This is a genomic window from Pseudomonas sp. BNK-7, assembly GCF_048072025.1.
Classification (GTDB): domain Bacteria; phylum Pseudomonadota; class Gammaproteobacteria; order Pseudomonadales; family Pseudomonadaceae; genus Aquipseudomonas; species Aquipseudomonas danubii.
The window spans coordinates 5,905,810-5,929,524 of sequence record NZ_CP182252.1 but is presented as its reverse complement, the minus strand read 5'-3'; the positions used below and the strand labels follow the sequence as shown (position 1 = coordinate 5,929,524).

At 63.1% G+C, this 23,715-nt stretch carries 17 protein-coding genes; 6 read left to right on the top strand and 11 right to left on the bottom strand.

Annotated elements, in window-relative coordinates:
- Nucleotides 1-55: 55 nt before the first annotated feature.
- Together ACMGF8_RS26555 and ACMGF8_RS26550 are read left to right on the top strand one after the other, a co-directional pair.
- Complete coding sequence (locus ACMGF8_RS26555; RefSeq protein ID WP_102860913.1) at nucleotides 56-946, top strand: ATP-binding protein; 891 nt, start codon at nucleotides 56-58, stop codon at nucleotides 944-946.
- Nucleotides 943-1,425, top strand: a complete 483-nt coding sequence (locus ACMGF8_RS26550; protein WP_207815050.1) for a GAF domain-containing protein — start codon at nucleotides 943-945, stop codon at nucleotides 1,423-1,425. Before ACMGF8_RS26555 ends, ACMGF8_RS26550 begins: the two co-directional genes overlap by 4 nt.
- A gap of 6 nt (nucleotides 1,426-1,431) precedes the next feature.
- Here ACMGF8_RS26550 and ACMGF8_RS26545 read toward each other — a convergent pair whose 3' ends face one another.
- The 10 genes from ACMGF8_RS26545 to ACMGF8_RS26500 form a co-directional block, all read right to left on the bottom strand.
- The gene (locus ACMGF8_RS26545; protein ID WP_416757802.1) at nucleotides 1,432-4,380 is read right to left on the bottom strand and encodes an HD domain-containing phosphohydrolase; all 2,949 of its coding nucleotides are present in this window, start codon (nucleotides 4,378-4,380) and stop codon (nucleotides 1,432-1,434) included.
- A gap of 185 nt (nucleotides 4,381-4,565) precedes the next feature.
- Nucleotides 4,566-6,281 (bottom strand): response regulator, encoded by a 1,716-nt coding sequence (locus ACMGF8_RS26540; RefSeq protein WP_207166336.1) that lies wholly within the window; start codon nucleotides 6,279-6,281, stop codon nucleotides 4,566-4,568.
- A gap of 43 nt (nucleotides 6,282-6,324) precedes the next feature.
- Nucleotides 6,325-6,951 carry a response regulator transcription factor gene (locus ACMGF8_RS26535; RefSeq protein ID WP_102860916.1) on the bottom strand — a complete coding sequence of 209 codons (627 nt, stop codon included), beginning with the start codon at nucleotides 6,949-6,951 and terminating at the stop codon, nucleotides 6,325-6,327.
- Nucleotides 6,952-7,200: 249 nt separating this feature from the next.
- A complete protein-coding gene (locus ACMGF8_RS26530; RefSeq protein WP_416757799.1) occupies nucleotides 7,201-12,159 on the bottom strand; it encodes a hemagglutinin repeat-containing protein in 4,959 nt (1,652 codons plus the stop codon).
- 101 nt (nucleotides 12,160-12,260) lie between these two features.
- A complete protein-coding gene (locus ACMGF8_RS26525; protein ID WP_102860918.1) occupies nucleotides 12,261-13,985 on the bottom strand; it encodes a ShlB/FhaC/HecB family hemolysin secretion/activation protein in 1,725 nt (574 codons plus the stop codon).
- 765 nt (nucleotides 13,986-14,750) lie between these two features.
- Complete coding sequence (locus ACMGF8_RS26520; RefSeq protein WP_102860919.1) at nucleotides 14,751-16,082, bottom strand: deoxyguanosinetriphosphate triphosphohydrolase; 1,332 nt, start codon at nucleotides 16,080-16,082, stop codon at nucleotides 14,751-14,753.
- 139 nt (nucleotides 16,083-16,221) lie between these two features.
- Nucleotides 16,222-17,385 carry an EAL domain-containing protein gene (locus ACMGF8_RS26515; RefSeq protein ID WP_102860920.1) on the bottom strand — a complete coding sequence of 388 codons (1,164 nt, stop codon included), beginning with the start codon at nucleotides 17,383-17,385 and terminating at the stop codon, nucleotides 16,222-16,224.
- A 211-nt stretch (nucleotides 17,386-17,596) separates the two neighbouring features.
- Nucleotides 17,597-17,938, bottom strand: a complete 342-nt coding sequence (locus ACMGF8_RS26510; protein WP_102860921.1) for a hypothetical protein — start codon at nucleotides 17,936-17,938, stop codon at nucleotides 17,597-17,599.
- Nucleotides 17,935-18,324 (bottom strand): phage holin family protein, encoded by a 390-nt coding sequence (locus tag ACMGF8_RS26505; RefSeq protein ID WP_102860922.1) that lies wholly within the window; start codon nucleotides 18,322-18,324, stop codon nucleotides 17,935-17,937. The genes ACMGF8_RS26510 and ACMGF8_RS26505 overlap by 4 nt, the downstream gene beginning before the upstream one ends.
- A 1-nt stretch (nucleotide 18,325) precedes the next feature.
- The gene (locus ACMGF8_RS26500) at nucleotides 18,326-18,640 is read right to left on the bottom strand and encodes a DUF883 family protein (RefSeq protein ID WP_011062506.1); all 315 of its coding nucleotides are present in this window, start codon (nucleotides 18,638-18,640) and stop codon (nucleotides 18,326-18,328) included.
- 333 nt (nucleotides 18,641-18,973) lie between these two features.
- Between ACMGF8_RS26500 and ACMGF8_RS26495 the strand changes: the two genes are divergently transcribed.
- Nucleotides 18,974-20,182, top strand: a complete 1,209-nt coding sequence (locus ACMGF8_RS26495; protein WP_416760382.1) for an ammonium transporter — start codon at nucleotides 18,974-18,976, stop codon at nucleotides 20,180-20,182.
- Nucleotides 20,183-20,232: 50 nt separating this feature from the next.
- Here the strand turns inward: ACMGF8_RS26495 and ACMGF8_RS26490 are convergent, their stop codons facing one another.
- Nucleotides 20,233-22,188: a monovalent cation:proton antiporter family protein gene (locus ACMGF8_RS26490; RefSeq protein ID WP_102860923.1), complete on the bottom strand. Its 1,956-nt coding sequence runs from the start codon at nucleotides 22,186-22,188 to the stop codon at nucleotides 20,233-20,235.
- Nucleotides 22,189-22,487: 299 nt separating this feature from the next.
- Here ACMGF8_RS26490 and ACMGF8_RS26485 point away from each other — a divergent pair, with 299 nt between their 5' ends.
- From ACMGF8_RS26485 to ACMGF8_RS26475, 3 genes are all read left to right on the top strand, one after another.
- Nucleotides 22,488-22,724, top strand: a complete 237-nt coding sequence (locus ACMGF8_RS26485; RefSeq protein WP_102860924.1) for a glutaredoxin family protein — start codon at nucleotides 22,488-22,490, stop codon at nucleotides 22,722-22,724.
- Nucleotides 22,725-22,836: 112 nt separating this feature from the next.
- Nucleotides 22,837-23,283 carry a S24 family peptidase gene (locus ACMGF8_RS26480; protein WP_102860925.1) on the top strand — a complete coding sequence of 149 codons (447 nt, stop codon included), beginning with the start codon at nucleotides 22,837-22,839 and terminating at the stop codon, nucleotides 23,281-23,283.
- A gap of 40 nt (nucleotides 23,284-23,323) precedes the next feature.
- On the top strand, nucleotides 23,324-23,644 hold the full coding sequence (locus ACMGF8_RS26475; protein ID WP_416757794.1) for a transcriptional regulator: 321 nt from the start codon (nucleotides 23,324-23,326) through the stop codon (nucleotides 23,642-23,644).
- Nucleotides 23,645-23,715 lie beyond the last annotated feature (71 nt).

Below are 23,715 nucleotides of genomic sequence, written 5' to 3'. Positions count from 1 at the left end.
ACGGCGTTTGGTCTGTGTGACGCATCATTACCTTGAACGTGCCTGAGGAAAAGTCGTGGATGCCCGATTGAATGCATTTCTTGAACGTGCCGATGCCGTCCTGGCCCGAATCGAACCGCTGCTACCTGCCTTGCGCCAGAGCATCGACTGGAATCAGTGCCTGGCAGCCCGCTGGCAGCGTGAAGGCCGCGGTGGCTTCCTTCTGCCCCTGGAAGTCAGCCTGGACATGCGCCTGAGCGATCTGATCGGGGTCGACAAGCAGCGCGAGCAGTTGGCGCGCAATACCCAGCAGTTTCTTGACGGCCTGCCGGCCAACCATGCCTTGCTCTGGGGCTCGCGTGGCACCGGTAAATCCTCCCTGGTGCGAGCCTTGCTGGCCGAGCACGCCAAGGGCGGCCTGCGGTTGATCGAGATCGAGCGTGATCACCTGGCGGACCTGCCACGGGTGGTGGAGCAACTGGTCAAGCTGCCCCAGCGTTTCGTGCTGTTCTGCGACGACCTGTCGTTCGAGGCCGGCGAGGGCGACTACCGGGTGCTCAAGAGCGTACTCGACGGTTCCCTGGAGCAGGCTCCGGAAAACGTGCTGTTGTACGCCACCTCGAACCGCCGGCACCTGGTGCCGGAAAAGGAAAGTGACAACGAGAACTGGAAGCGCGTCGACGGCGAGCTGCACCCCAGCGAAGCGGTGGAAGACAAGATCGCCCTGTCGGACCGCTTCGGCCTGTGGCTCTCGTTCTATCCCTTCACTCAGGAACACTTTCTCAATGTGGTGGAACACTGGATCGGCGAACTGGCGCGCAAGGCCGGCTTGAGCTGGCAGCGCACTGAAGAGCTGGACATTCTGGCGGTACGCTGGGCCACGGGCCGGGGCAACCGCAACGGCCGATGTGCCTATCAATTTGCCCGCTATTGGGTGGGCTTGCAGTTGTTGGAGCAAAAAGCATGATCGATTTGCAAAGTGCCGGCCAAGGCCTGGATGGCTACGGGCTGCTGTGTGCCCAGATGGAGTCGCTGTTGGCCGATGAGCGTGACTTCATCGCCAATGCCGCGCAGTTCTCGGCGTTCCTGTTCAGCCAGCTCGATGACCTGAACTGGGCCGGCTTCTACCTCAATCGCAACCAGGAATTGGTGCTCGGCCCGTTCCAGGGCCAGATCGCCTGCGTGCGGATACCCTTCGGTCGTGGCGTTTGCGGCACCGCCGCGGCCACCCTGCAGACTCAACGGGTAGAGGATGTGCATGCCTTTGCCGGACACATCGCCTGTGACAGCGCGTCCAACAGCGAGCTGGTGGTGCCCCTGGTCAAGGACGGCCGGTTGATCGGCGTGCTCGACCTGGACAGCCCGAAGCTGGCCCGCTTCAGCCCGGCGGACCAGGCCGGGATCGAACAACTGGCGGCGATCTTCCTGCGCCTGAGTGACTGCTGACCGCCATCAGGCGGTCAACCCTGCCTTTTTCAACAGAGCGTCACGATCCACGGCATCGATCTGCTGTGGCACCAGGAAGCGCTCGGCGTAGCGCTGATAGATCTGCTCCTGAAGAAACAGCTCGAACAATTCGGGATCGATGTGGGCGTCGCGGCACATCATGGCCATGATGTTCAGCGCTTCGCTGAGGGTCTTGCCCTTCTTGTAGGGGCGGTCTGCCGCGGTCAGTGCCTCGAAGATATCGGCAATCGCCATCATCCGCGCCGGCAGGCTCATCTGTTCACGCTTGAGCTGTTTGGGGTAGCCGCTGCCGTCCATTTTCTCGTGATGGCCGCCGGCGATCTCCGCCACGTTCTGCAAGTGGCTGGGAAAGGGCAGGTGGTTGAGCATGATGATGGTCTGCACGATGTGGTGATTGATCACATAGCGCTCCTCGGCGGTCAGTGTGCCTCGGGGGATGCTCAGGTTGTACAGCTCGCCACGGTTGTACTTGTGAGCTGGCACCTGGAGCTTGAAGCCCCAGGGATTGTCCGCGGTCATGATCTCCACGGCGCTGCGTTCCAGCAGGTGTTCCGGCTTGTCCGCCAGCAGATGCTCCTGCACCGGCAGGCTGGGCGCCGGGGTGCGGTTCTGACGCTGCAGCTCTTCCCAGGAAACCCCCAGGCGATCGTCCAGGGTCCGGCTCCAGGTGCGCTGGGCGATGATCTGCAGGCGCTGCTGGTCGGCCTCGGCCATGAACTCGGCCCCCAGATTGCAGTGCGCGACAAAAGCGAAATCCTCGTCCAGGGCCCGCAGGTGCTCGTCGCGCTCGGCGGCCTGGGCGGTGGCCTCGGCCCCTTCGGCCACGGCCCGCCAGTAGTCGATCCAGGCATCGCGCTTGAGCACTTCGAAGCGGGTGCGGATTTCATGAATCCGGTCATTCAGGGTTTCCAGCTTGGTGGCTTTGTCCACCACGTATTCCGGGGTCGTGACCTTGCCGCAGTCATGCAGCCAGGCGGCGATATGCAAGGCTTCCCACTCGTCGTCGCTGGGTTGATAGGCGGCGAACCTCGGGTCCTGGCTGGCGGCAGCGGCTTCGGCCAGCATCAGGGTCAGGGCCGGCACGCGCTGGCAGTGGCCGCCGGTGTAGGGACTCTTGGCATCGATGGCCCCGGCCAGCAACTGGATAAAGGCGTCCAGCAGATGCTTTTGCTTGTTCTGCAGGCGCTGGCTCTCGATGCACAGCGCGGCAGTGGCGGACACCGCCTGGATAAAGGCGATACGGTCCGGGCTGAGTTTTTCCAGGTCTGCCTCGGTGCCGCTGTCCACCAGAAACAGTAGGAGCATGCCCACCGTTTCGTTGTGCCGATTGCGCAAGCGGATGCCCACCAGATGGGAGCTGGGACTGTCCAGGGCCAGCAGTACGCTTTGCAGGCTGCCGGCCTGTTCGAAGCCCAGGGTAGTGACCACGTTGTCGTTGTCGGTCAATTGATGCAGCCAGTCCGGGAGCCTCGGGTCCGTCAGGTCTTTGGTGGCGATATCGAAGCGCTGCAGGTCCTGGAGTTGTCCATCGATGATCAGGCCATAGGGTTGCAGGCGCGAACCCTTGCTTTCCGTGAGGTAGATCAGCCCGGCCTGGGCCTGGGCGATCTTCACGGTCTCGAACAGCACCCGTTGCAGCAGGGGATCGAAGCGGGTTTCGGCGGACAGGCTGGCGTTGATCTCGAAAAAACTGGCCAGGGTATCTTTCATCCGGGCCATGGACAGGCTCAGTTGGTCCACCTCCAGCACAGGTGAGCGCCGCGACACCGGGTAATCGAAATTGAAGCTGCGGATGGCGTCCGCTTCCTGCACCAGAGCGTGCAGTGGCCGCACCAGAATGCGCGAGATCAGCCAGCCCAGGGGCAGGCACAGCAGCAGGGTGGTCAGCGTGATCAAGGCCCCTTGCCAGCGCAGGCGGTAGGCATCGACCAGCAGTTCGTCCTCGGGCACCAGCAATGCCAGTCGCAGTCCGCCGGGCCCGCCTTCGGCGATATGGCTGCTGGCGACTATCCAGTTGCGTCCCAGGGCCTGCAAGTGACCGTCAACGGTCTGTCCCTGCAACAGGGCATCGAGCATCGGGTTCAGGTCATTGCCCTTGATCAGGCGCGCGCTGCGCTGTTCCAGCAGCAGCTTGTGGCTGTCGGGGTAGGCCACGACTTTGCCCTGGTCATCCAGCAGTGCCACCTCGGTGGCCGGTGTGACCCGGTTCTTGGCCAGGGTCGATGACAGTTGTTCGAGGGTCAGATCGGCACCGATCACTGCCATTCTGCCGCTGCGCCGGGCCAGGGTGGTGCCGACGTTGAGGGTGGAATAAAACACATAGGGCCGGGTGGTGATCTGGTCGGCATCGCCCCGGGCGCTGGAGAACCAGTCACGGGTTCTTGGGTCGTAGCGCTCGTCGGCGTGGTGCCGACGGTCGATCAGGGACAACCCGGTGTCATAGAACAGCGACTGTGAGTGAACCTGGCCGTTGCTGGCATTGCGCTCGATGCTCCAGATTTCGTAGGCGCTGTCCGGCGGGGCATGGCGCTTGTCCTTGATCTCGGCGTTGCGTAGCGGACGCACCATGAAGAAGTCGCCATTGGCATATCCCAGGTACAGCGAGGCCAGGTTCGGGTTGTCCTGCAACGACTGGCTGAACGGCTTGAGCAGCGCCAGACGCTGTTCCAGGTTGGAAGCCTGGGCTGCCGGGTTGTCCGCCAGCAGGCTGAGCAGGTGGCGTATGGGGTCATAGGTGGATTTCAGGTCGCTGCGCACATCCTGTTCGATGCGCTGGAAGAGTTTTTCACTGCTGCCCAGGATGATGCGGGTGGTCTGTTGGTAGTTGTAGATGCCCAGTACCACGCCAGTCAGGAGCAGCAGCAGGGTGAACATCACGCTGATATGGATATGAAGAGGAAAGCGGCGTTGTGTCGGTTGTGGCGTGCTCGGCATTCCAATTCTCTCCAAGGGCACATCAGGCATGGCTCAGGAACCAAGCATAGTTAAGGCCGGTATTCTCTGCCTTGGCTTTGCCTGGGGATTGAGGATGTCGGGAAGTCCATGGGCATGGACCCCATGGAGGTGAACTACTGCGCTGAAATACTGGCCCTTTGATATATACCTGGCAAGAGGCTTGATCATCGGTGATCCGCAAGGTCCGAAGCCTCCGGGGCCACGGCGGGGCAGGTGGCAGTCGGTGTCCATTGCTGGTCCAGATGCTGCAGCAGGGATTGGGTAAAGCGCAGCAGGGCCCGGTCCAGGGCGTTGCTTGCGGCGCGACAGGCCTCGATCCCGGCGTTGTCCTGACAGACCCGCTCCAGGGCTTCGCAACAGGCCAGCAAAGAGGTAGCACCGAGCATTTTCGCCGAACCCTTGATCTTGTGTGCCAAGGCTGCCAACGCTTGGGAATCGCCGGCCGGAATCAGTCCCAGGGCGAGGCGGTCCTCGCGACAGCACTGCAGGAGGGCCTTGAGCATGCGCAGGGCAAGCAGTGGCTGGTTGCGGGTCAGGGTGCGCAGGGTCGATATGCTGAAACTGTCCGCCCTGGGCAGCGCCTTGAGTGTCTCCAGTGTCTGGCTCAGCAGGTTCAGATCCAGGGGTTTGAGCAGGCAGTCGTGCATGCCGGCATTCATGCAGCGCTGGATCGTCTGGGTATCGTCGCTGGCGCTGCAACCGAGGAGTGTCACCGGCGGCCGTTGCTGCAGCGCTTCATGTCGGCGGATGGTCTCGGCCAGTTGATAGCCGTTCATCAAGGGCATGTTGCAATCGACGATCAGCAAGTCGAAATCACCTTCTTGCCATTGCTCGTAGGCCTGCACTCCATCCCCCACGCAGGTGACCCGGTGCCCGAGGTACTCCAGTTGTTCCTGCAGCAGTGTCAGGCTGGCGCGGTGGTCGTCCGCCAGCAGGATGTCCAGAGGCAGGCGGTTGGCCTGGGGTACAGGGGCCGGGCTGGCTCGGGCTGCCCCCTCCCGCCCGGCCAGGGGCAACTCCACCCGGACTTCGCTGCCGGGGCCGCGGCGCCCGTGCAGGCTCAGCTTGCCCCCCATCTGCTGGCACAGCTGATGGCTGATGGGCAGCCCGAGCCCGGTACTGTCCCGTGGCGACTGGCTGTGCGGGTCAACCTGGGCAAAGGGTTGCAACAGTCGTTGCCGCTCCTCCCGGGGCATGCCTATGCCGGTGTCCAGCACCTGCAGTAGCAGCTTGTAGTGCCCCTTACGCATCGTGGGTTGCAGTTGCAATCTGACCAGGACCGTACCCTGGTGGGTGAACTTGATTGCGTTGCTCAGCAGATTTGCCAGCACCTGCTTGAAACGCAGGGTGTCAAGCAGCACCAGGGGCTCTGGCTCAGGGGCCTTGAACTCAAGGCTGAGGTCCAGGTTCTTCTGCCGGGCCAACGCCTGGAACACCCCCATCACCCCGTCGACGCTGCCCCGCAGGTTGCTCCAAGTCGGGTTCAGTTGCAGGTGGCCGGATTCGAGCCGGCTGATGTCCAGCAGGTCCCCGAGCAACTCGCGCAAATCCCTGGCTGCGCCCAGGGCCAGTTCCAGGGAGGCGTGGTTTTGTGGATGGTCCCTGGTTCGTTGCAGGATCAGTTCCAGCAGGCCGATGAAGGCGTTCAGCGGAGTACGGATTTCATGGCTCATGCAGCCCAGGAACTGGATTTTGCACCGGTTGGCTTCTTCGGCTTGGCGCTTGCCGGTTTCCAGTGCCGCCACCGATTGTTCCAGCCTCCCGGATTGCTGCCGAAGACTGTGCCGTTGTCGGTAGAGTCGCGCCTGGTTCAGCCATGACGCCAGCAGCAGGACCAGCAGCGTGATAACGCCGGATGGCGAGAGCAGGACCTCGATCATCGCCGCGGCGCTCGACGGGGCCAGGGCATGAGGAGTTGGCGCTTCATATCAGTTCATTGCGCTTGGCCATGTCCACCAGTTCATTCATGGAGGTGGTGGCGAGTTTTTGCATGATGCGCTTCTTGTAAGTACTGACAGTCTTGTTGCTGAGAAACATGCCCGTGGCAATTTCCTTATTGGTTTGGCCCATTGCAAAAAGCTTCAGAACCATCAACTCCCGATCATTCAACGAGTTGAATTGCGCCAACTCCAATGTTTCACCAAGAGCACTTCGATCAACTTGCAGCGCCTGGCTGGGAAAGTAGTTGTAGCCACTGCAGATGGCCTTGATGGCGCTGAGCAATTCACTCAGGTCTTCCTGTTTGCAGACATAGCCGCTGGCCCCGGCGCGCATGCAGCGATTGGCGAACAAGGCCGCCGACTGGGCGGTGAGGACCAGGATTCGCAAGGGCCTGGGCATGTTGCTCAAGCGTTCCAGCAGCTCCAATCCGTCGAGTTTTGGGATGCAGATATCGAGTATGACCAAGTCCGGTTCGCCTTCACGAACCATTTGCAAGGCATCGACTCCATTATCGGTTTCCCCGAAGACTCTATAACCCTCGTGTTCCAGCAGAATACGAATGGCCATGCGTATGACAGGGTGATCATCAACGATAAGTACTGTGCCCATACTGGTCTCCTACCGATAAATGGAAGTTCGAACAGTAGCCCAGCTGATGGAATGGAAGTAGCTGTGAAAGTATGGAAAAACCCAATCTAAGACGGGTCCTACAGCGAATAAGGGGAGGTATTACAGCCAGTTGGCATAGAAGGGAAGTTAAAGCGGGATTGACCTGCATCGGGCCGCCGGCTACGGCGGTAAAAAGTCGCTGGCGAATGCCATCGCAGGCCGCCCCCCGGGAGGAGGGCGGCCTGAGCCTCATGGCGTTTTCTGATCGATACCGGCTTGCAGCAGCTGGCTGTCACTGTGGGCGCCGACACGCAGCGGGCCGAGGTTGAACAACTGGTCCTTCTGGGTGGCGTCATCCTGTTTGCGGGTCAATTCGGCCACGCTGCCCGTGGCAATGTTGACCGGTGACTTGGACAGGTTGGCGCCGACGTCCACGCGCAGTTCCGAGCCGGCCAGGTCGGTTTTGCTGACCTTGGAACCTCCCAGTTCGACGCGACCCTCGCTGGCCCCGATGCGCGCACCGGTGAGCTGGGTTTCGCCGCTGACCTTCAGGTTGACGCCCTGCTGGGTACTGATCCCCGAGGCCTGTTCCACGCGGTTCTTGCTCTCGTGGCTGACGTTCAGGTTCAAGGTCGGGGTATAGGAGGTCTGACCGCTCTTGTCGCCAAACAGTACGCCTTCAGCGGTATTGGCCACTTTGCTGCCGGCGGTGTTCTTCTCGCTGACCGAATAGCTGTCGCTGGTTTTTGGCCAGAAGCGCTCTTTCAGGCTGGAGAGACGATTGCCCACGGCGTCGGCCTTGTCGGCCAGGTAGTTCTTGGCCTTGTCCACGCCGTTGCCAATAGCGCCGCGGGGTTCGGGGTTGACGTCGTAGCTGCCGCTGCGGCTGAGTTTCTCCCCCAGGCGCTCCTTGGCTTCGCTGGCCTTGGCGACCACGCTGTCCTTGGCCGAGCTGACCTTTTCCACCCCTTTGTCGACGGCGTTTTCCAGCTTCTCGCGGTGTTTGTCGAAACCTTTCTCGGCCTTGGCCTTCAGGTCGTCCTTGAGCGGACCGGCCGGCTTGGCCAGCTTGTCCACCAGCCCCGGCTGGTTCTTCGCCACTTCCAGCTTGGCGTCGATATTGACCTGGGTGCTGCGCAGCCGATCCTGGCGGCTTTCGATGTCGAGGTTGCCACCGATGGCACCGTCGAGGCGTTGCGCGTCGATGTTGGCGCCGGCCAGATGCACGTTGCCGGCACTATTGAAGGTCACCTGATCGGCCTTGATCAGGCTGTTGTGCTGAGTCGTGTTCTGGCGCTGATCGACGTCGATCTTGGCCCGGGCATTGATCCCGCGATCGACTTTCGGCGTGTCGTGCTCACTGGCATCGGCCAGGGTGGTCTTGCCCATGCTGCCACCGGCGCCCAGGGTCAGGCCCCAGTTGTTGTGGGCCTGGGTGGATTGCGCCGACTCCTGGTAGATGCCGCCCTGGGCCGCATCCAGCACCACCTTGGCGGCGTCGATGCGCGTGCCTTGCAGGTGAATGGCGCTGTCGCCCTCGGCTGCGCTGGCCAGGCGTACCTGGCCCTGGCTGTAGAGCTGGGCGCCGCGCTGGCTCTGGTCGTTTTCATTGACCCGGCCGATGTTGAAGTTGGCGCTGAGGTTGACGCTCTTGCCGCTGCTCTGCTCGCTGCTGGTCTTGCTGCCACCGGCCGTGAGGCCGCCACCGAGGTTGCTGCCCTGGCTGTGGTGGGTGTCCACCGCGGCCTGCAGGTCGAGCTTGCCGCCGGCGTCCAGGGTGATATCGCCGGCCGGACGCGCGGCGTTGCCGATCTGCGTGCCTTGCAGCGTCAGGTCGCTTGCACTCTTGAGGTTGACCGGCCCCTGGCCCTGGATGCTGGCGACCCGCGCCTGGCTGTCCTGCTGCTCGAGGCTCTTGTGATCCAGTTGCAATCCGGCGCCGACGTTGAGGTTGGTGCCGCTGCTACCTGGAGTGGTGCCCAGGGTCAGGGAGGCATCGCCACGCAGGCTGGAGTTGCTGCTGCTCTGGCGATCATTGGCCTGATTGAGTGCCAGCTTGCCGTCAGTCTTGATGTTGACGCCGCCCAGGCCGCCATTGAACTGGCTGCCTTCGAAGCTGGCATCGCCACCGACCTTGATGTCCACGCCCTGGCTGCCGGCGTAGCTGCCGACCTGGGCCTTCTCGGAGCTGCTGGTGACGTTGCTGCTGCCACCGGCACCGCTGCCACGGATGTTCAGGTCTTCACCGGTGTTGGTGTAGACCCGTACGCCGGCCTTGGCGTCCACGGCCTGTTCGCTGCTGCTGTGGGTATCGCTGGCGGCACTGGCCACCAGGCTGCCGGCGCTGATCTGCACGGCGCCGTCGGTGGCGCGGTACTGGGTGCCCTGGTCCTTGAGTTGCCCATCGGCCTTGACCGCGACCTGGGCGCCGCTCAACTGGCTGACCACAGCGGTGCTGGCGTTTTCGCTGCGTTGGCGGTTCTGGTGGCTGACATCCACATCGAGCCCGACATTGGGCTGTTCCAGGGCATCGAGTACCCCAGGCTGGTGGAACTTGCGCTGGGCCACACCCTGGATGGCTTTTTCGATGGGGCGGGTGACGCCCTTGTATTCGACGTTGGCGCCGACATCCACCGCCCAGTTGTTCTCCTTGTGGCTGCTGCTTTCGCGGTTGTGTGCGGCCTGGTTGTCGATCTCGGCTGCATTGACCTGCAATGCACCGCCGGCCTTGACCTGGGCGCCTTCGGTGGTGAGGCGGTTGCCGGCATTGATGGTCAGGTTGCCGCTGGCGGCGATGTTGCTGGTCTGGGCAGTGCTCTTGCTGCTGCTGTCCTGGCTGCTGGTGTGGGCCACTTCCAGGCCATTGCCGGCGCGGTCGAGGCCGCCGGTGTAGTAGAAGCCGCCACCGGTGGTGGTGCTGTCGCTGTGCTTGTCGGTGGTGTTGTCCGCCGCCAGCAACTGCACATTCTTGCCGCTCAGGCTGGCATCGCCGGCCGTGGCCGCAAGGTCGCTGCCTTGCACCTTGAGGTCCTCGCCGGCGGTGACCGCCAGGGTGCCGCCAGTGAGGCTGGAGGCCTGTTGCCGGGTGCTGTCGCTGCTGTCGTTGCGTTGCTCATCCTGGTAGCGCACCCCGGCCCGGTACTGGCTGGTGCCCGGGGCGTTTTCCTTGGCGTAGGCGTCGAAGCCGCGCTTCTGGGTGCTGCTGCTGTCGTGCTGGGTGTCTGCGGCGGCCGCGACCTTGACGGTGCCCTTGGCGCTGGCGTCCAGTGCTCCCGCAGCGGTCACCTGGGAGCCGCTGATGGTCAGGTCCTCGGCACTTTGCAACTTGAGGTTGCTGTCCGAGCGCACCTGGCTGCTGACGGTGGTGCTGTCCTTGTGCTGCTGACGGCTCTCATCCTTGGTGATGCCGAAGAACTTGCTGTCCTTGCTGTGGCTGTTGCGGTGAGAAGTGTCCTGCACGCCGTCGATGGTCAATGAACCCTTGTCGCTGATAACGCTGGCCTGGGTGCCGCCCCGGGCCTGGCTGCCGCTGATGCGTACGCTGTCGGCGCGCACAATCAGCTTGCCGTCGGCGATGACCTTGCTGCCCTGGTTCTCGGTCTTGCCCTGGTCGCCGTCGGCGTTCTTGCCGAAGAAACCACCGCCCACCAGGTCACCGGAGTAATGCTGGTTGCTTTGGCTCTGCCGGCGGCTGGCGCTGTTGATGTCGACGTCCTTGGCGGCCAGTTGGATGTCGCCCTGGCTGTGCAGTTCGGCGCCCTCAAGGCGCAGATTCTGCTGGCTGTCGAGTTGCAGTTGCTTGCCGCTCTTGAGCTGGCTGGTGACGCTGCGCTGCTGGCTGCTGGCGTTGTCCCAGTTTTCTTTCCACAGGTGCTTGCGGTGCTGGCCCTGGTCGCGCTGGGTCTGGGTTTCGGTGGCGGCAGTCAGTTGCAGGTCGCCGCCGCTGCGGGCACTCAGGCGATTGCCGGCTTCGACGCTGCTGCCCTGGATCCGGGTATTGGCGCCGGATTTCAGCTCGGCGTCATGCTGGGCCAGCACCTTGTTACCGTGCTGGCGTGTTTCGCTATCGGTCTGGGTAGCGTCGTAGGTCTCCCAGGTGATGCCGATGGTGCTCTTGTCCCACTGTTGGCGTTTTTCCTGGAGCTTGCGGCTTTCGATGCTGCTCAGGGTCAGGTTGCGCCCGGCATCGAGCTTGACGTTGCGGCCGCTGACGTCGGTGGCGGCCAGGGTCAGGTCCTTGGCACCGTGGAGTTCGATATCGCCCTGGCTGCGGACGCCGGCGCGCGTGGCGTCGAGGCTGTTGGCCACGGCCTCGCCGCGGATGTCCAGATCACCGGCGGAGCTCAGCTTGACTCCGTCGCGGCCATCCACCTGGACGGCGCCCACCCGGACTCCGGCACCTTCAGCGGTGCTGACGATGTTGATCCGCCCGGCCTGCATGGCACCGAACAGGCTGGCATCGATGCGCTGGTCCTGGGTGTGGCTGCTCGGGTCGACCTTCAGCACCTTGCCGCTGGGGTAGTCGAGCTGATTGCGGCCCACGGTCACGTTCAACTGGTCCCGGGCGGCGAGGCTGCCCTTGCTGTCGATGCGTGGGGCGATCAGGTTGATCGAGCCTTCGGCATTGCGCAGACCGCCGCCGTGGATATCCAACTGGCCCCGAGCGTCCTGGGTGTTGAGTCCCTGCAGCTTGCCGTCCTGGAGTTCCGGGCGACCCACCACCAGGCTGGCATTGGGGGTGTTGATGAAGCTGCCACCATTGACCGAGATGCCGTTGGGGTTGGCCAGCACGAAGTCGGCGGCGCGGCCGAAGATTTCCTGGGCGCCATTGAGTTGCGAGGCGTTGCGGCTGATCACCTCGTTGAGGATCACGCTGGCCGCCTGGCCCTGGAGTTGTGCGTTGGCCGCCAGTTGTCCGGCCAGTTGCGACTGCCCGGCCTGCAGGGCGTTGTTCAAGACCACGCCTTGTTGCCCGACGTTGTAGTCCAGGAACTGGTTATGGGACAGGCCACCGGCATTGGGCGCGACGATGTTGACGATGGGCACGCCGCCCTGGTTTTGCAGTTGCGGGGTGCCGCCGGGGCCCTCGACCACGGTGATTCCGCCGGCCAGGGCCAGGGGCAGATGGGACACCAGCAGCAGGCCGGCGATGGTCCAGCGCAATGTGCCTTGGGGTGAAAGGTTGAATCTATGAGTGTTGTCAGGCATGAGAACCTCGTGCTGAGTGGGTGAGCCGGGCGTTGCTTTCTTGGGTGCAACGGCGCGTTGTGCTCAGGTTCATCGGGTGTTTCAGGCTAATCGGCGGTTGATCAAATCTGCAGGCTGAACCTGGCCAGCCAGACTTCCGGTTCTGTGCGAAAGCCCTGCGGGTTGGTGAGGCTGCGTTGGTAATCCAGGTCGACCTGGAGGTTTTTCCAGGCCAGGTTGAGGCCCAGGCTGGCACCGCCGAGATGGCGGCTCTGGGCGCCGTGCTCAGCCTTGATCCAGCCGTTGTCCAGGCCCAGGCGTGGGGTGATCTTGACCGGCAGGTCGCTGTTGAGCGGCAGACGCAGGGTGTTGCGCCACACCGCGCCGATGGCGCCGGAGGCACTGTTGACGCGGTAGCCGCGCACGGCCGAGTCATCGGTGCCCAGCAGTTGTTCGATGGCCGGCAGCGGGTCCGGGCTGTATTGGGCCGAGAGCTGGCTCTGCCACTGCCAGCGCTGCTCGCCCAGCTGGCCGTTGCGCCACTGGCTGAGGCCGGCGCGGTACTTGCGGAACTGCGCCTGGGGCAGGTTGCGTTGCACCTGCTGCGAGTCACGGTCGGCGCCGAACCAGGTCAGGCCCTGGGCGTAATTGACATCCAGGTTCCATACCGCGCTGTTGAGCCAGAACAGGTTGAGCCCGGCCTCGGCCACGGTCAGGGTCGGGCTCTGGATCTGCAGGTGGGCCTTTTGCAGGTAGCTGTCCACGTCCTTGTAGGCCAGTTGCAGGTTGGCGCTGAGCTGGTGGCTCTGATCGCGCCACAGCACCCGGTCGGCGCGGCCGCTGACCATGTCGGTGCGGCCGCTGTTGTACAGGGTGGTGCGGGCCAGCTTCAGCGGGGCGCGGTATTCGGCGTGGCTGGCGAACAGGCTGTAGGTCCAGTAACCGTAGGGCACCGAGTAGAACAGGCTGCTGCTGCGGCTGTAGCGCGGGCCGTGGTTGAGGGTGTCGCTGTAGTTCAGGTTCAGCGCGTCGTTGATCTGCAACGGGCTGTCGAGGTTGAGGTTGATCGACTGGCGGTCGCGGCCGGTGCCGGCGCTGCCGAGGTTATCCACACCCAGGCCGAGGCCCCAGCGCGCGGCGCTGCTGCGCGAACGCAGGATGATCCGCGAGGCGCCGGGCTGGCTGCCGGGGGCGATGTCGGCGGTCAGGTCCAGGGAGCGCAGGCGGTTCAACTGGTCCAGGCCCTGTTCCAGGTCCCGCAGGTTCAGCGGCTTGCCGAGCATGCCGGGGAAGGCCCCGCCCAGGGACACCGGCAGGCTCTGGTCGGCCAGTTCGATGGCTTCGACGTAGCCTTCCTCCACCAGGATATCCAGGCTGTGCCCGGCGGCCGGGGTGCTGGCCAGGTACGGGCGGCTGGCAATGTAGCCGGCCTCGACATAGAGGCGAGTGATGGCCGCCAGCAACTGGTTGATCTGATTGACCCCCATGCACGGCGCTACGTACGGCTTGATGGCGTCGTTGAGCCGGGTTTTGCCGAACAGGCTGACACCGCCGATGCGGGTGCCGCTTAAGGGCCAGCAGCGGCTGTCGCTGGCGGTCTGCTCCGGCAGGTTGGGCGTGGCCGGGGTGCTGCTGAAGCTGCCGCGCTGCATCTGCCGCTGGCGCTGCTCCAGTTGCAACTGTTGCAGGTCCCGTTGCTGTTGCTGCTGCAGGCGCAGGGCTTCCTGACCCGGTTGCAGATCGTCGGCCAAGGCCGGGGCCAGGCAACTCAGACCCAGTACCAGTCCCAGGCACCAGCTGCCGGAGTGGGCAAGAAGGGAGCGGTCGGTGCGTGATGAATAGGGCACTTGGCATCCTTACTGTAAAAAGACCAAGTGACGAACAACAGAAAAGCCGATCGTTGAGGCTCAACTAGTGACGTCGCTTTAAGTTCTGCACGGTGAATATGAGGTGCCGTCGATTGCTATATCGTTGGCCTATGTTCAAGTGCTCGCGAGTGACAATTCCTGAGTGAGAGCCGGGTGCTTCAATCTAAAATCAGGTATGACAAAAGGGTTGAGTGAGTTGCAGTGCAAACGTTACAGCGCAGTGTGAAATTAATTTTTCCGAGGGCGGTCAGCGGGGAAATATCTTATTGAAATCGAGACTATCCGAAACTAAAAACTCGATTTGTACGTAAATTGTAAATGCATAGAAGGCTAACAAAAATTCCTGGCGGCCTTGATTGGCAAGGGGTTCAGGGAGTTCGTGAGAATCTGCAAAGGTAGGATGTTTGGTTGAATCAAGAACAGGTGTTCGAATTTGTGAAAGCAACGCAATATCTGCGCCCCGCACACCAAGTGTTTACGGCTAGTTGCTCTTTCTGTCTGAGTAGTTGCTCTAATCGTGTTGTTCGTTAATTGAAGTCATGTTGGTCGGGGAATGCCTTAGAGTCGGGCTCTTGAATGAAATGCCCGTAGCGCCGAGTGTTTTTCCCCTTGTACTGGCGTATATCCGGAGTTTGTCGGCTGCTGTTGCGGCGGCCGGGCTAGGGGAATCCCTTAGTTGTTGATTGGATGTTGCAGGTCATATCAAGTGCCTGGCGCAGCGGCCAGGCACTTGATGAACGAGGGTCATTGCGGACTTGAGCGTCCGGTCATTTCCCGAGCCATTTCACTGGCGTAGCTGTCGGTCATGCCGGCGATGAAATCGATCATGCGCAGGAACGAGGTGTGCAGCGGCCAGTTCGGGTCCGGTGCGTTATTGCCCAGCAGATCGAGAATCCGCCGGTTCTTGAACGACGGGGTCTTGCCGCCGTGCTGCTCCAATGCCGCGCCGCAAAACGAGTTCAGGAGAATTTCCAGGGTGGTGTAGGCGCCGATCTCGTGCAGGGTCTTGCGCTTGTCCTGAAAGATCTTGCGCCGCGCCACGTCCTTGGCATTGAGCACACAACGCTTGGCCGGGCCATGCATGTGCTCCACCAGATCGCCGTGCAGGGTGCCGGCCAGCAGGGCGTCCTGCTGTTCGACAAAGGCCCGGGCGGCGGCGTTGGTCAGGTGCTCGATGGCCTTGCCCCGCAGGATCGCCAGGCGCCGCCGGCGCGAATCCCCCGGGCCCAGCTGGCGATAGGTTTCCGGCAGGTCGTCGCCCACCAGCCCCAACAGCAGGGACTCGACTTCGGCGTACTCCAATAGGTCCATCTCCAGGCCGTCTTCCAGGTCGATCAGGGCGTAGCAGATGTCGTCCGCCGCTTCCATCAGATACACCAGCGGATGCCGGGCCCAGCGCTGTTCCTCCAGTTGCGGCAGGCCCAGCTTGTGGGCGATCTGTTCCAGCAGCGGCAATTCGCTCTGGTAGCAGCCGAACTTGTGCTTCTTGTAGCCCAGGGAATCGGCGTGGCGCGCGGTCCAGGGGTACTTGAGGTAGGTGCCGAGGGTGGCGTAGGTCAGCCGGGTGCCGCCATCGAACTGATGATATTCAAGCTGGGTCAGGACCCGGAAACCCTGGGCATTGCCTTCGAAATTGAGGAAGTCCTGGCGTTCGGCCTCGCTCATCGCGTCCAGCCAGCCACGCCCGGCGGCCTGCTGGAACCAGTGGCGGATGGCGTCTTCGCCAGAATGGCCGAAGGGCGGGTTGCCGATGTCGTGAGCCAGGCAGGCCGACTGCACGATCATCCCCAGGTCGCTGGGGTCGCACCAGTCGGGCAAGGCGCCGCGCAGGGTCTCGCCGACGCGCATGCCCAGGGAGCGACCGACGCAACTGACTTCCAGGGAGTGGGTCAGGCGAGTGTGGATATGGTCGTTGCTGGACACCGGGTGCACCTGGGTCTTGCGCCCCAGGCGGCGGAAGGCGCCGGAGAAGATGATGCGGTCATGGTCTTTATGGAAAGGGCTACGGCCGAGTTCTTCCGGGCTGTGCACTGGCTTTCCGAGGCGTTCGCGGTTGAGCAGGGTCTGCCAATCCAAGGCGGGGTCTCTCCGAAAAAAAACTGAAGGGCAGAGCTTCCGGGTTCCTGGGCGTGGCCGCAAGAGGGGCGTGGCCTGCGCTCGTGTATCCATCGCGTCGCCGCGTTCGTCGGCAAGCCGGCTGGAAACAAGGCGAGGGCTACAGGCCGGCGGCGTCGATATCGATCAGCAGCAGGCGCTGGCCGTTGTCGAAGAACTGGCCGGCAGTCAGGCAGTACTGGTTGCTGGTGGCGTCGCGGTAGGTGTTGGACAGGGTCAGGCGGCGCTCCTCCCAGCCTTCGGCCAGCAGGTGATAGAAGTACGGGCGCCACGACCAGTTGTGGCCGACGTAGCTGCTGTCGGCCTGCCAGTGGTCATGCCGCCATTCCAGGTTCGGGGTCAGTTGGGTGCCGTGGCGGTCGCACTGGTAGAAACGCAGCAGCCAGGGAAAGGCCTCCACGGCGGGCAGTTGGCTGATGGGAGCCTGAGCCTGGGCCCAGGCCTGCAACAGGTTCATCAGCTCTGCCAGTTGCTGGCGCATGCGCATCAGGCGGTTGCGTTCGGCCAGCTTGTGCCGCACATAGCGCTCGCGCAGGCGGGCGAAGGGCTGGACGAAGGCATCGCTGGCGAACAGCTGTTCTTCGGCCCGGGCAAACAGGAAGCCCTGTACGTAACGCGAGCCGCACTCCAGGGCGAAATCCAGTTCGGCTTCGGTTTCCACCCCTTCGGCGATGATCCAGCAGCCGGTTTTTTCCGCCATCTGTGCCAGGGCCTTGACCACATCGCTGCTGGGCCCGCCCCGGGCTGCGGCCTGGAACAGGCGCATGTCGAGCTTGAGAATGTCCGGTTGCAGCGCCAGCACCCGGTCCAGTTGCGAGTAGCCGGCGCCGAAATCGTCGATGGCGATTCGCGCCCCCGCCTGGCGATAGCGCGCCACCACCTCGGTCAGGCGCTGGCTGTTGCCCCCCAGCTCGGTGATCTCGAAGACGATGCGCCGCGGATCGACCTCGTTTTGCTGCAACTGCTTGAGGCTGGGCAACGGCTGTCCTGGCCGCAATCGACTGATCCAGCGTGGGGAAATGTTCAGGCTCAGGAACCAGTCCGCCGGGGCTTCGTGCAGGCGGCGCAAGGCATCGTCGCGGACCAGGCGATCAAGACGGCGCAAGGCGCTGGAAGGGGTGCGGGGATCGGCGAACAGCGGCCCCACCGACGCCAGTTGCCCATTGCCCTGGCGCAGGCGGCCCAGAGCTTCGACTCCGGCGATGCGCCCGGTAGCGGTATCGATGAATGGCTGGAAGCAGGCGAGCGGTTGCCCGTCGATCACAGGGCCTCCTTATAGAGTCTTGTTGGTAGGGGGGCTGTGGCTGTCGGGTAGACAGACAGGCGTCCAGGCTGGGTGAACATTGCCGCGTTCGACAATACGGCGTTTTCACCCACCCTGGGTCGACCCCTTGGTAAAGGGGCCGATCCGGGTTGCTTAGCAAGAATGCAGCCAGATCAGCCGTTGCCTGTTGCAGGCGCTTGCCGATGCTCGCTCAGGGTTTGCGCGAGGCGCCTTGCAGCGCCAGTCTGATCAGAGGCAACAGGCTGGTGCCCAGGCGTATCAGGCGGGTGAGGCTGCTGGTGCCGCCGCTCTTGGCACCCTTGCCGGTGATGAACCCCAGCAGGGTCACCGCCGCCACGCCCCAGAGTGGGGCGTGCTTGATGCCAAAGCCTTCCTGCCAGCTTTGCCCAAGGCCGCGAACCCGTTGCAGGGGTTGCAGCAATTGCTGGGACTCGTGACGGATTTCCTGGCGGTGCATTTCCATGCGCAGGCGGATCAGTACCTTGCGCATTTCCCGGCGTGAGGTGTTCTGCGGAATGTCCGGCAACTTCATGGCAGCAGGCGCTCCCGATCATTGGCCAGCTCTTCGAGCGTGGCGTGGAAGGGCGAAGATTCATCAAAGATCGCCGACTTCAGGCGCAGGCCGCAGAACACTGCCGCCAGGGTGTAGAACACGCACAGGCCGATGATCCCGGCCAGGCGATAGCTGTCCCACAGCAGGATCAGCACCAGCGCCGACAACCCCACCAGCAACAGCAGGGCAAACACCAGAGCCAGGCCGGCAAACAGCAGCAGGCTGACGGTGCGGGCTTTCTGTTCCTGTAACTCGATGCCGAACAATTCGACGTGGCTGTGCAACAGGCCCAGGACAGCGGCCCCCAGGCGCCGCGAGGACGCGCTTGGACCGCTGCCGGACGAAGTGGATTCGCCGATAGCCATATCAGCGCCGCGTCGCCAGCAGGCCGATGAGAAAGCCGACGCCGGCAGCAATCCCGACGGACTGCCAAGGGTTGCTCTGTACATAGTCTTCAGCAGCCGTGACTGCAGCCTGGCCACGCTGGCGCAGGGAGTCCTCGGTCAGTTGCAGGGTTTCCCGGGCCTTGAGCAGGCTGTCGTGGATCTGCTCGCGCAGTTCATCGGCCTGGTCGCCGGCCAGGGTCGCGGTGTGTTCCAGCAGACGCTCCGTGTCACTGACCAGTGCCTGAAAATCCGCCATCAGTACTTCTTGAGCCGTCTTCGCCGTTTTGCTGGCCATGGTTGTTTCTCCGTTGATTGCTTGTGTGAGCTATGAGTGTGAGCCCCGAGTGAAGGTTCACTGTAATTGTCTGGTACAGCTTTTGCTTTGTCCTGGTGCGCAAGGCGTGACGCTTGCGCCGAAAACGAGCAAGGGTGGCGCTCTAGCCCGCGTCAACCCTGGGCAAAAAAATCACAACCTCAGGTCAATCTCCTTCCCGTGGTTTCGCGTGCGGCCCCTGGCGCGCCAAAACGGTTCACCGATTACGCGTGATGGCGTGTCCCGGAGCCAATTTGGTGCAAGGCCGGCCGTGGAGCCGGGGAGATGATGGCCGATTTCGGATCTGCCTACTCCATGGAAAATCTGCAAAGCGCTGTGGACACCCTGGTCCACGGTTCCAACACCCTGTTCATTCTGATCGGGGCGGTCATGGTCCTGGCCATGCACGCCGGTTTTGCCTTCCTCGAAGTGGGCACGGTCCGGCAGAAGAATCAGGTCAATGCGCTGTCGAAAATCCTCAGCGACTTCGCCGTCTCGACCCTGGCCTATTTCTTTATAGGCTATTGGATCTCCTACGGCGTGAGCTTCCTGCAACCGGCGGCGGTGATCAGTGCCGACCACGGCTACGGTCTGGTGAAGTTCTTTTTCCTGCTGACCTTCGCCGCAGCGATTCCGGCGATTATCTCCGGCGGCATCGCCGAGCGTGCGCGTTTTGTACCGCAATTGTGCGCCACGGTGCTGATCGTGGCATTCGTCTATCCATTCTTCGAGGGGCTGGTGTGGAACGGCAACTTTGGGGTGCAAGCCTGGTTGCAGCAGCGTTTTGGCGCCGGCTTCCATGATTTTGCCGGGTCCGTGGTGGTGCACGCCATGGGCGGCTGGCTGGCGCTGGCAGCGGTGCTGTTGCTGGGGCCGCGCAACGGCCGTTACCGCGACGGCAAGCTGGTGGCGTTCGCGCCGTCGAGCATTCCCTTCCTGGCGTTGGGCTCGTGGATCTTGATTGTCGGCTGGTTCGGCTTCAACGTGATGAGCGCCCAGACCCTGCAAGGGGTGAGTGGGCTGGTGGCGGTGAACTCGCTGATGGCCATGGTTGGCGGCACCGTGGCGGCGTTGATCGTCGGGCGCAACGACCCGGGCTTCCTGCACAACGGGCCGCTGGCCGGGTTGGTGGCGATCTGCGCCGGCTCCGACCTGATGCATCCGGTGGGCGCCTTGGTCACCGGGGCGATGGCCGGGGCCTTGTTCGTCTGGTGCTTCATGGCCGCCCAGAGCCGCTGGAAGATCGACGATGTGCTCGGAGTCTGGCCGCTGCATGGCCTGTGCGGTGTGTGGGGCGGGATTGCCTGCGGGATCTTCGGCCAGCGTGCATTGGGTGGGTTGGGCGGTGTCAGCCTGGCCAGCCAGTTGATTGGCACCGGCCTTGGGGTACTGGTGGCGCTGCTGGGCGGATTCGCCGTGTATGGCGTGATCAAGGCCGTCTGCGGGCTGCGCCTGACCCAGGAGCAGGAGTATTACGGCGCCGACCTGTCGCTGCACAAGATCGGTGCGGTGAGTCAGGACTGAGGGGCCACGGGCCCAGGCAGCGAACTGCTCAGGGCCGCGGCGGGACGGCCTCAACCGCCCTGCAGGCGTGCTTCGCAGGCCTCGATCGCGGCCTGGGAACCGGACACCAGTATCCGGTCTCCGGCTCGCAGGCGCGGGGCCGGATTGAGCGGCAGCTCGCTGCCATTGCGTTGCACGCCTTGCACATCCACGCCCAGTGCTTCCAGTCCCAGCTCTTGCAGCAGTCGGTTGCAGGCGTGGGCGTCGGCGTCGAGGTTGACCGCGTGCATCTGCACCGCGGGTGGCTCGTGATTGTCCTGGGTGCTGCTTTGCGCCCCATGGTAGAAACCGTGCAGCAGGCGATAGCGGCTGTGACGCACCTCGTCCACGGTGCGTTGTACCCGTTGCTCCGGCAGGCCAAGCATGATCAGGGCGTGGGAAGCCAGCATCAGGCTCGACTCTAAAAGCTCTGGCACCACTTCATTGGCGCCGGCGGCCTTGAGTTCCGCCAACTGGCTGTCATCCCGGGTCCGTACCAGGATCGGCACGTTGCGGTCCAGGCGTCGCGCTGCCTTGAGTACAGTCAGCGCTATATCGGTTTTATCCACCGCGATCACCAGCAGTCGCGCCCGCTCCAGGCCTACCGCCGCCAGCAGGTCGCTGCGCCGGCAGTCGCCGTAATGCACGCAGCTTTCCGCCGCCGAGGCTTCCTGGACCCGCACCGGGTCATCGTCCAGGGCGATATAGCGCAGTTGCTCATGGTGCAGGAAGCGCCCGATGGATTGGCCGACCCGGCCGTAACCGCAGATCAGTACGTGGCCCTGCAACTGGGCGTTCTGCGCGCTGATTTCCTCCAGTTGAGCGGCCTGGTTGGGCTTGCGGTGCAGGCGGGCAGTGATCAGCGGGGCGGCGCGCAGCAGCAGCGGGGTCAGCAGCATGGAGCAGAAGGTGGCGGCCAGCAGCAGGCTGCTGATCTGCGGCGGGATCATCTGGCTCAGTTGCATCTGCGCCATGAGGGCGAAGCAGAATTCACCACCCTGGGCCAGGGCCAGGCCGCTGCGCCAGGCGGTTTCGCCGTCACTGCCGCGCAGCTTGAGCAAGGCGGCCACTACCGAGCCCTTGATCAGTAGCAGGGCCAGGGTCAGGCCGAGGATCAACAGGCTGTGGTCGATGAACAGTTGCAGGTCGATGAGCATGCCGATGCTGACGAAGAACAACCCCAGGAGAATGTCGCGGAACGGACGGATATCGGCTTCGATCTGGTGCCGGTAGTGGCTTTCTCCCAGCAGCATGCCGGCAAGGAAGGCCCCCAGGGCCGGCGACAGGCCCAGCAAATGGGTGAGCCAGGCGGTCAGCAGCACAATCACCAGGGCCAGCAGTACGAACAGCTCGGCAGAGTGGGAGGCGGCGACTTCGTGGAACAGCCGGGGCAGCAGCCAGCGGCTGGCCAGCAGCAGGCCGAAGAACAGCACCAGGGTCTTGCCCAGGGTGACAGGCAGGGCCCAGTACCAGGCCTGGTCGCTGTGGCCGGCGAAGACCGGCACCAGGGTCAGCAACAGCACCGCCACCACGTCCTGGAACAGCAGCACGCCGATGGCATTCTGTCCGTGGCTGCTGAAGATCTCGCCGAGGCTGGTCAGCTCCTTGCTGACGATGGCGGTGGACGACAGGGCCAGGCCGGTGCCGAGCATCAGCGCCGAGGTCAGGGGCATGCCGAACAAGGCCAGGAGCACGCCGAGGATCAGGCCACTGCACAGCACTTGCAGGCTGCCCAGGCCAAACACCACGCGGCGCAGGGCGAGCATCTTCGACAGGGAGAATTCCAGGCCCAGGGAAAACAGCAGGAAGACCACCCCCAGTTCCGCCAGGTCCGGCAGGTCCTCGCTGTCATTGACCCAGTCCAGGGCGGTGGGTCCGACCATCAGCCCCACTGACAGATAGCCCAGGACCGGTGGCAGGCTCAGGCGCCGGAACAGCGCAATGACCACCAGTGATGAAGCGAGAATGATCAGCAGATTGGCAAACAACGGGCATCTCCGGACAAGGGGCGGGCAGGGCAAAGCCTAGAGGCAAAAAGGCCGCGAGGATCGCCCGGTTGGCGGTAAATAATGCTGACTCATGTCATTTTTTGTTGAGAATTTCGCATATTCGCGAGCCTTGGCCAGGCTCATAAAGTGTCTATCGAGGTGCTGTACGCCTGTCGGAGCATTCTCTGCGCAGGGCCGCAGAGGGGCAGGGGGCCTGGGCATATCTGGACAGAGGCGGGTCGACGGCTTTCGCGCTCGGGCCTAAAATAAGCACCCGTTCTTCACACGGTTGCCCTGTCATGCCCCCTGAATGCCAATTGTTCGGCACCCTTGGTTGCCACCTGTGCGAACTGGCCGAGGCCGAGTTGATGCCGCTAGTGGAGCACGGCCTGATGGTCGAGCTGGTGGACATCGCCGAGAGTCAGGAACTGTTCGAAAGCTATGGCCTGCGTATCCCGGTGTTGCGCCGGGTGGACAATGGCGCCGAGCTCGGCTGGCCCTTCGACGCCGAGCAGGTGGTGGCGTTCCTGCGCTGACACTTGGCTTGCAACATCCGAGGCTTCCGCCTGTCGCCCGTGGTCAGAATTCATTGGCGAGATCTGTCGATTGGTTTACTGTATGCATATACAGCTATCGAGGAGTCTCGCCATGTCTCTCACTTTCCTGACCGGTACCGAACGCTCACAGCCGTTGCCAACCTGTTTTCTGGAACTGGGTGATAGCGGCTGCGCTGCCGTTGCCAATGAGCCCACCGGTAGCGGCTTTTCCCTGGATCGGACCCTGGGTCTGGGGTCTCCCCAGATCCACGGCCTGTTGGTGGACGACGACAACCTGCTGGGGTTCGGAATCTACCCCGGGGATCGGCTGATCGTCGATCGCTCAGCCAATCCGGTGGTGGACCAGTACCTGGTGGTACGTCCCCAAGGCGCCCATGAATACTCGCTGCGCCTGCTGGCTCCCGATCCTCGTGGCGGTCTTTTGCTCAAGGCGGCGCGCCCTTCAATCCCTTCCTTGGTGCTGGATGACCTAGGCTCGATCGAGATCTGGGGCGTGGTGTTGTGGGTGGTCAGTTATGTGGGACGCAAGCAGCCCTGATGGATATGGCGGACGCTTCAAACGGTTAAAGGAATAAATGATGGTCAATGTCGAACAACTGAAAAACAGCGTGAACAGCATGTCCACTGATGTGCTCCGTGAGGCGGTGCTTGAGTTACGCATGGATGGGTTGGTCACCGAGGGCAAGACCCCCTTCAACAAGCTGCACTTCAATACCTGCTTTGCCGAGATCGAAGCCCTGTTCCAGCGAGCGGGTTACCACCGGCAACTGGATGTGGTGGGTTATCAGGGGCTGCTCTATGCCCTCTATGATCCGGGTCGCTGGGAGGCTGTGGACGTGCTGCGCTGGCTCAAGGAGTTCACCGAGACAGCGGCCCAGGCCAAGCACTCGTGTGCCTGAGGTCGGGAAAACTGCTTCTAGGTTCCTGAGGGGCGCTGTTGGATAATGCCGCCTTGCATTGATCTTTCGAG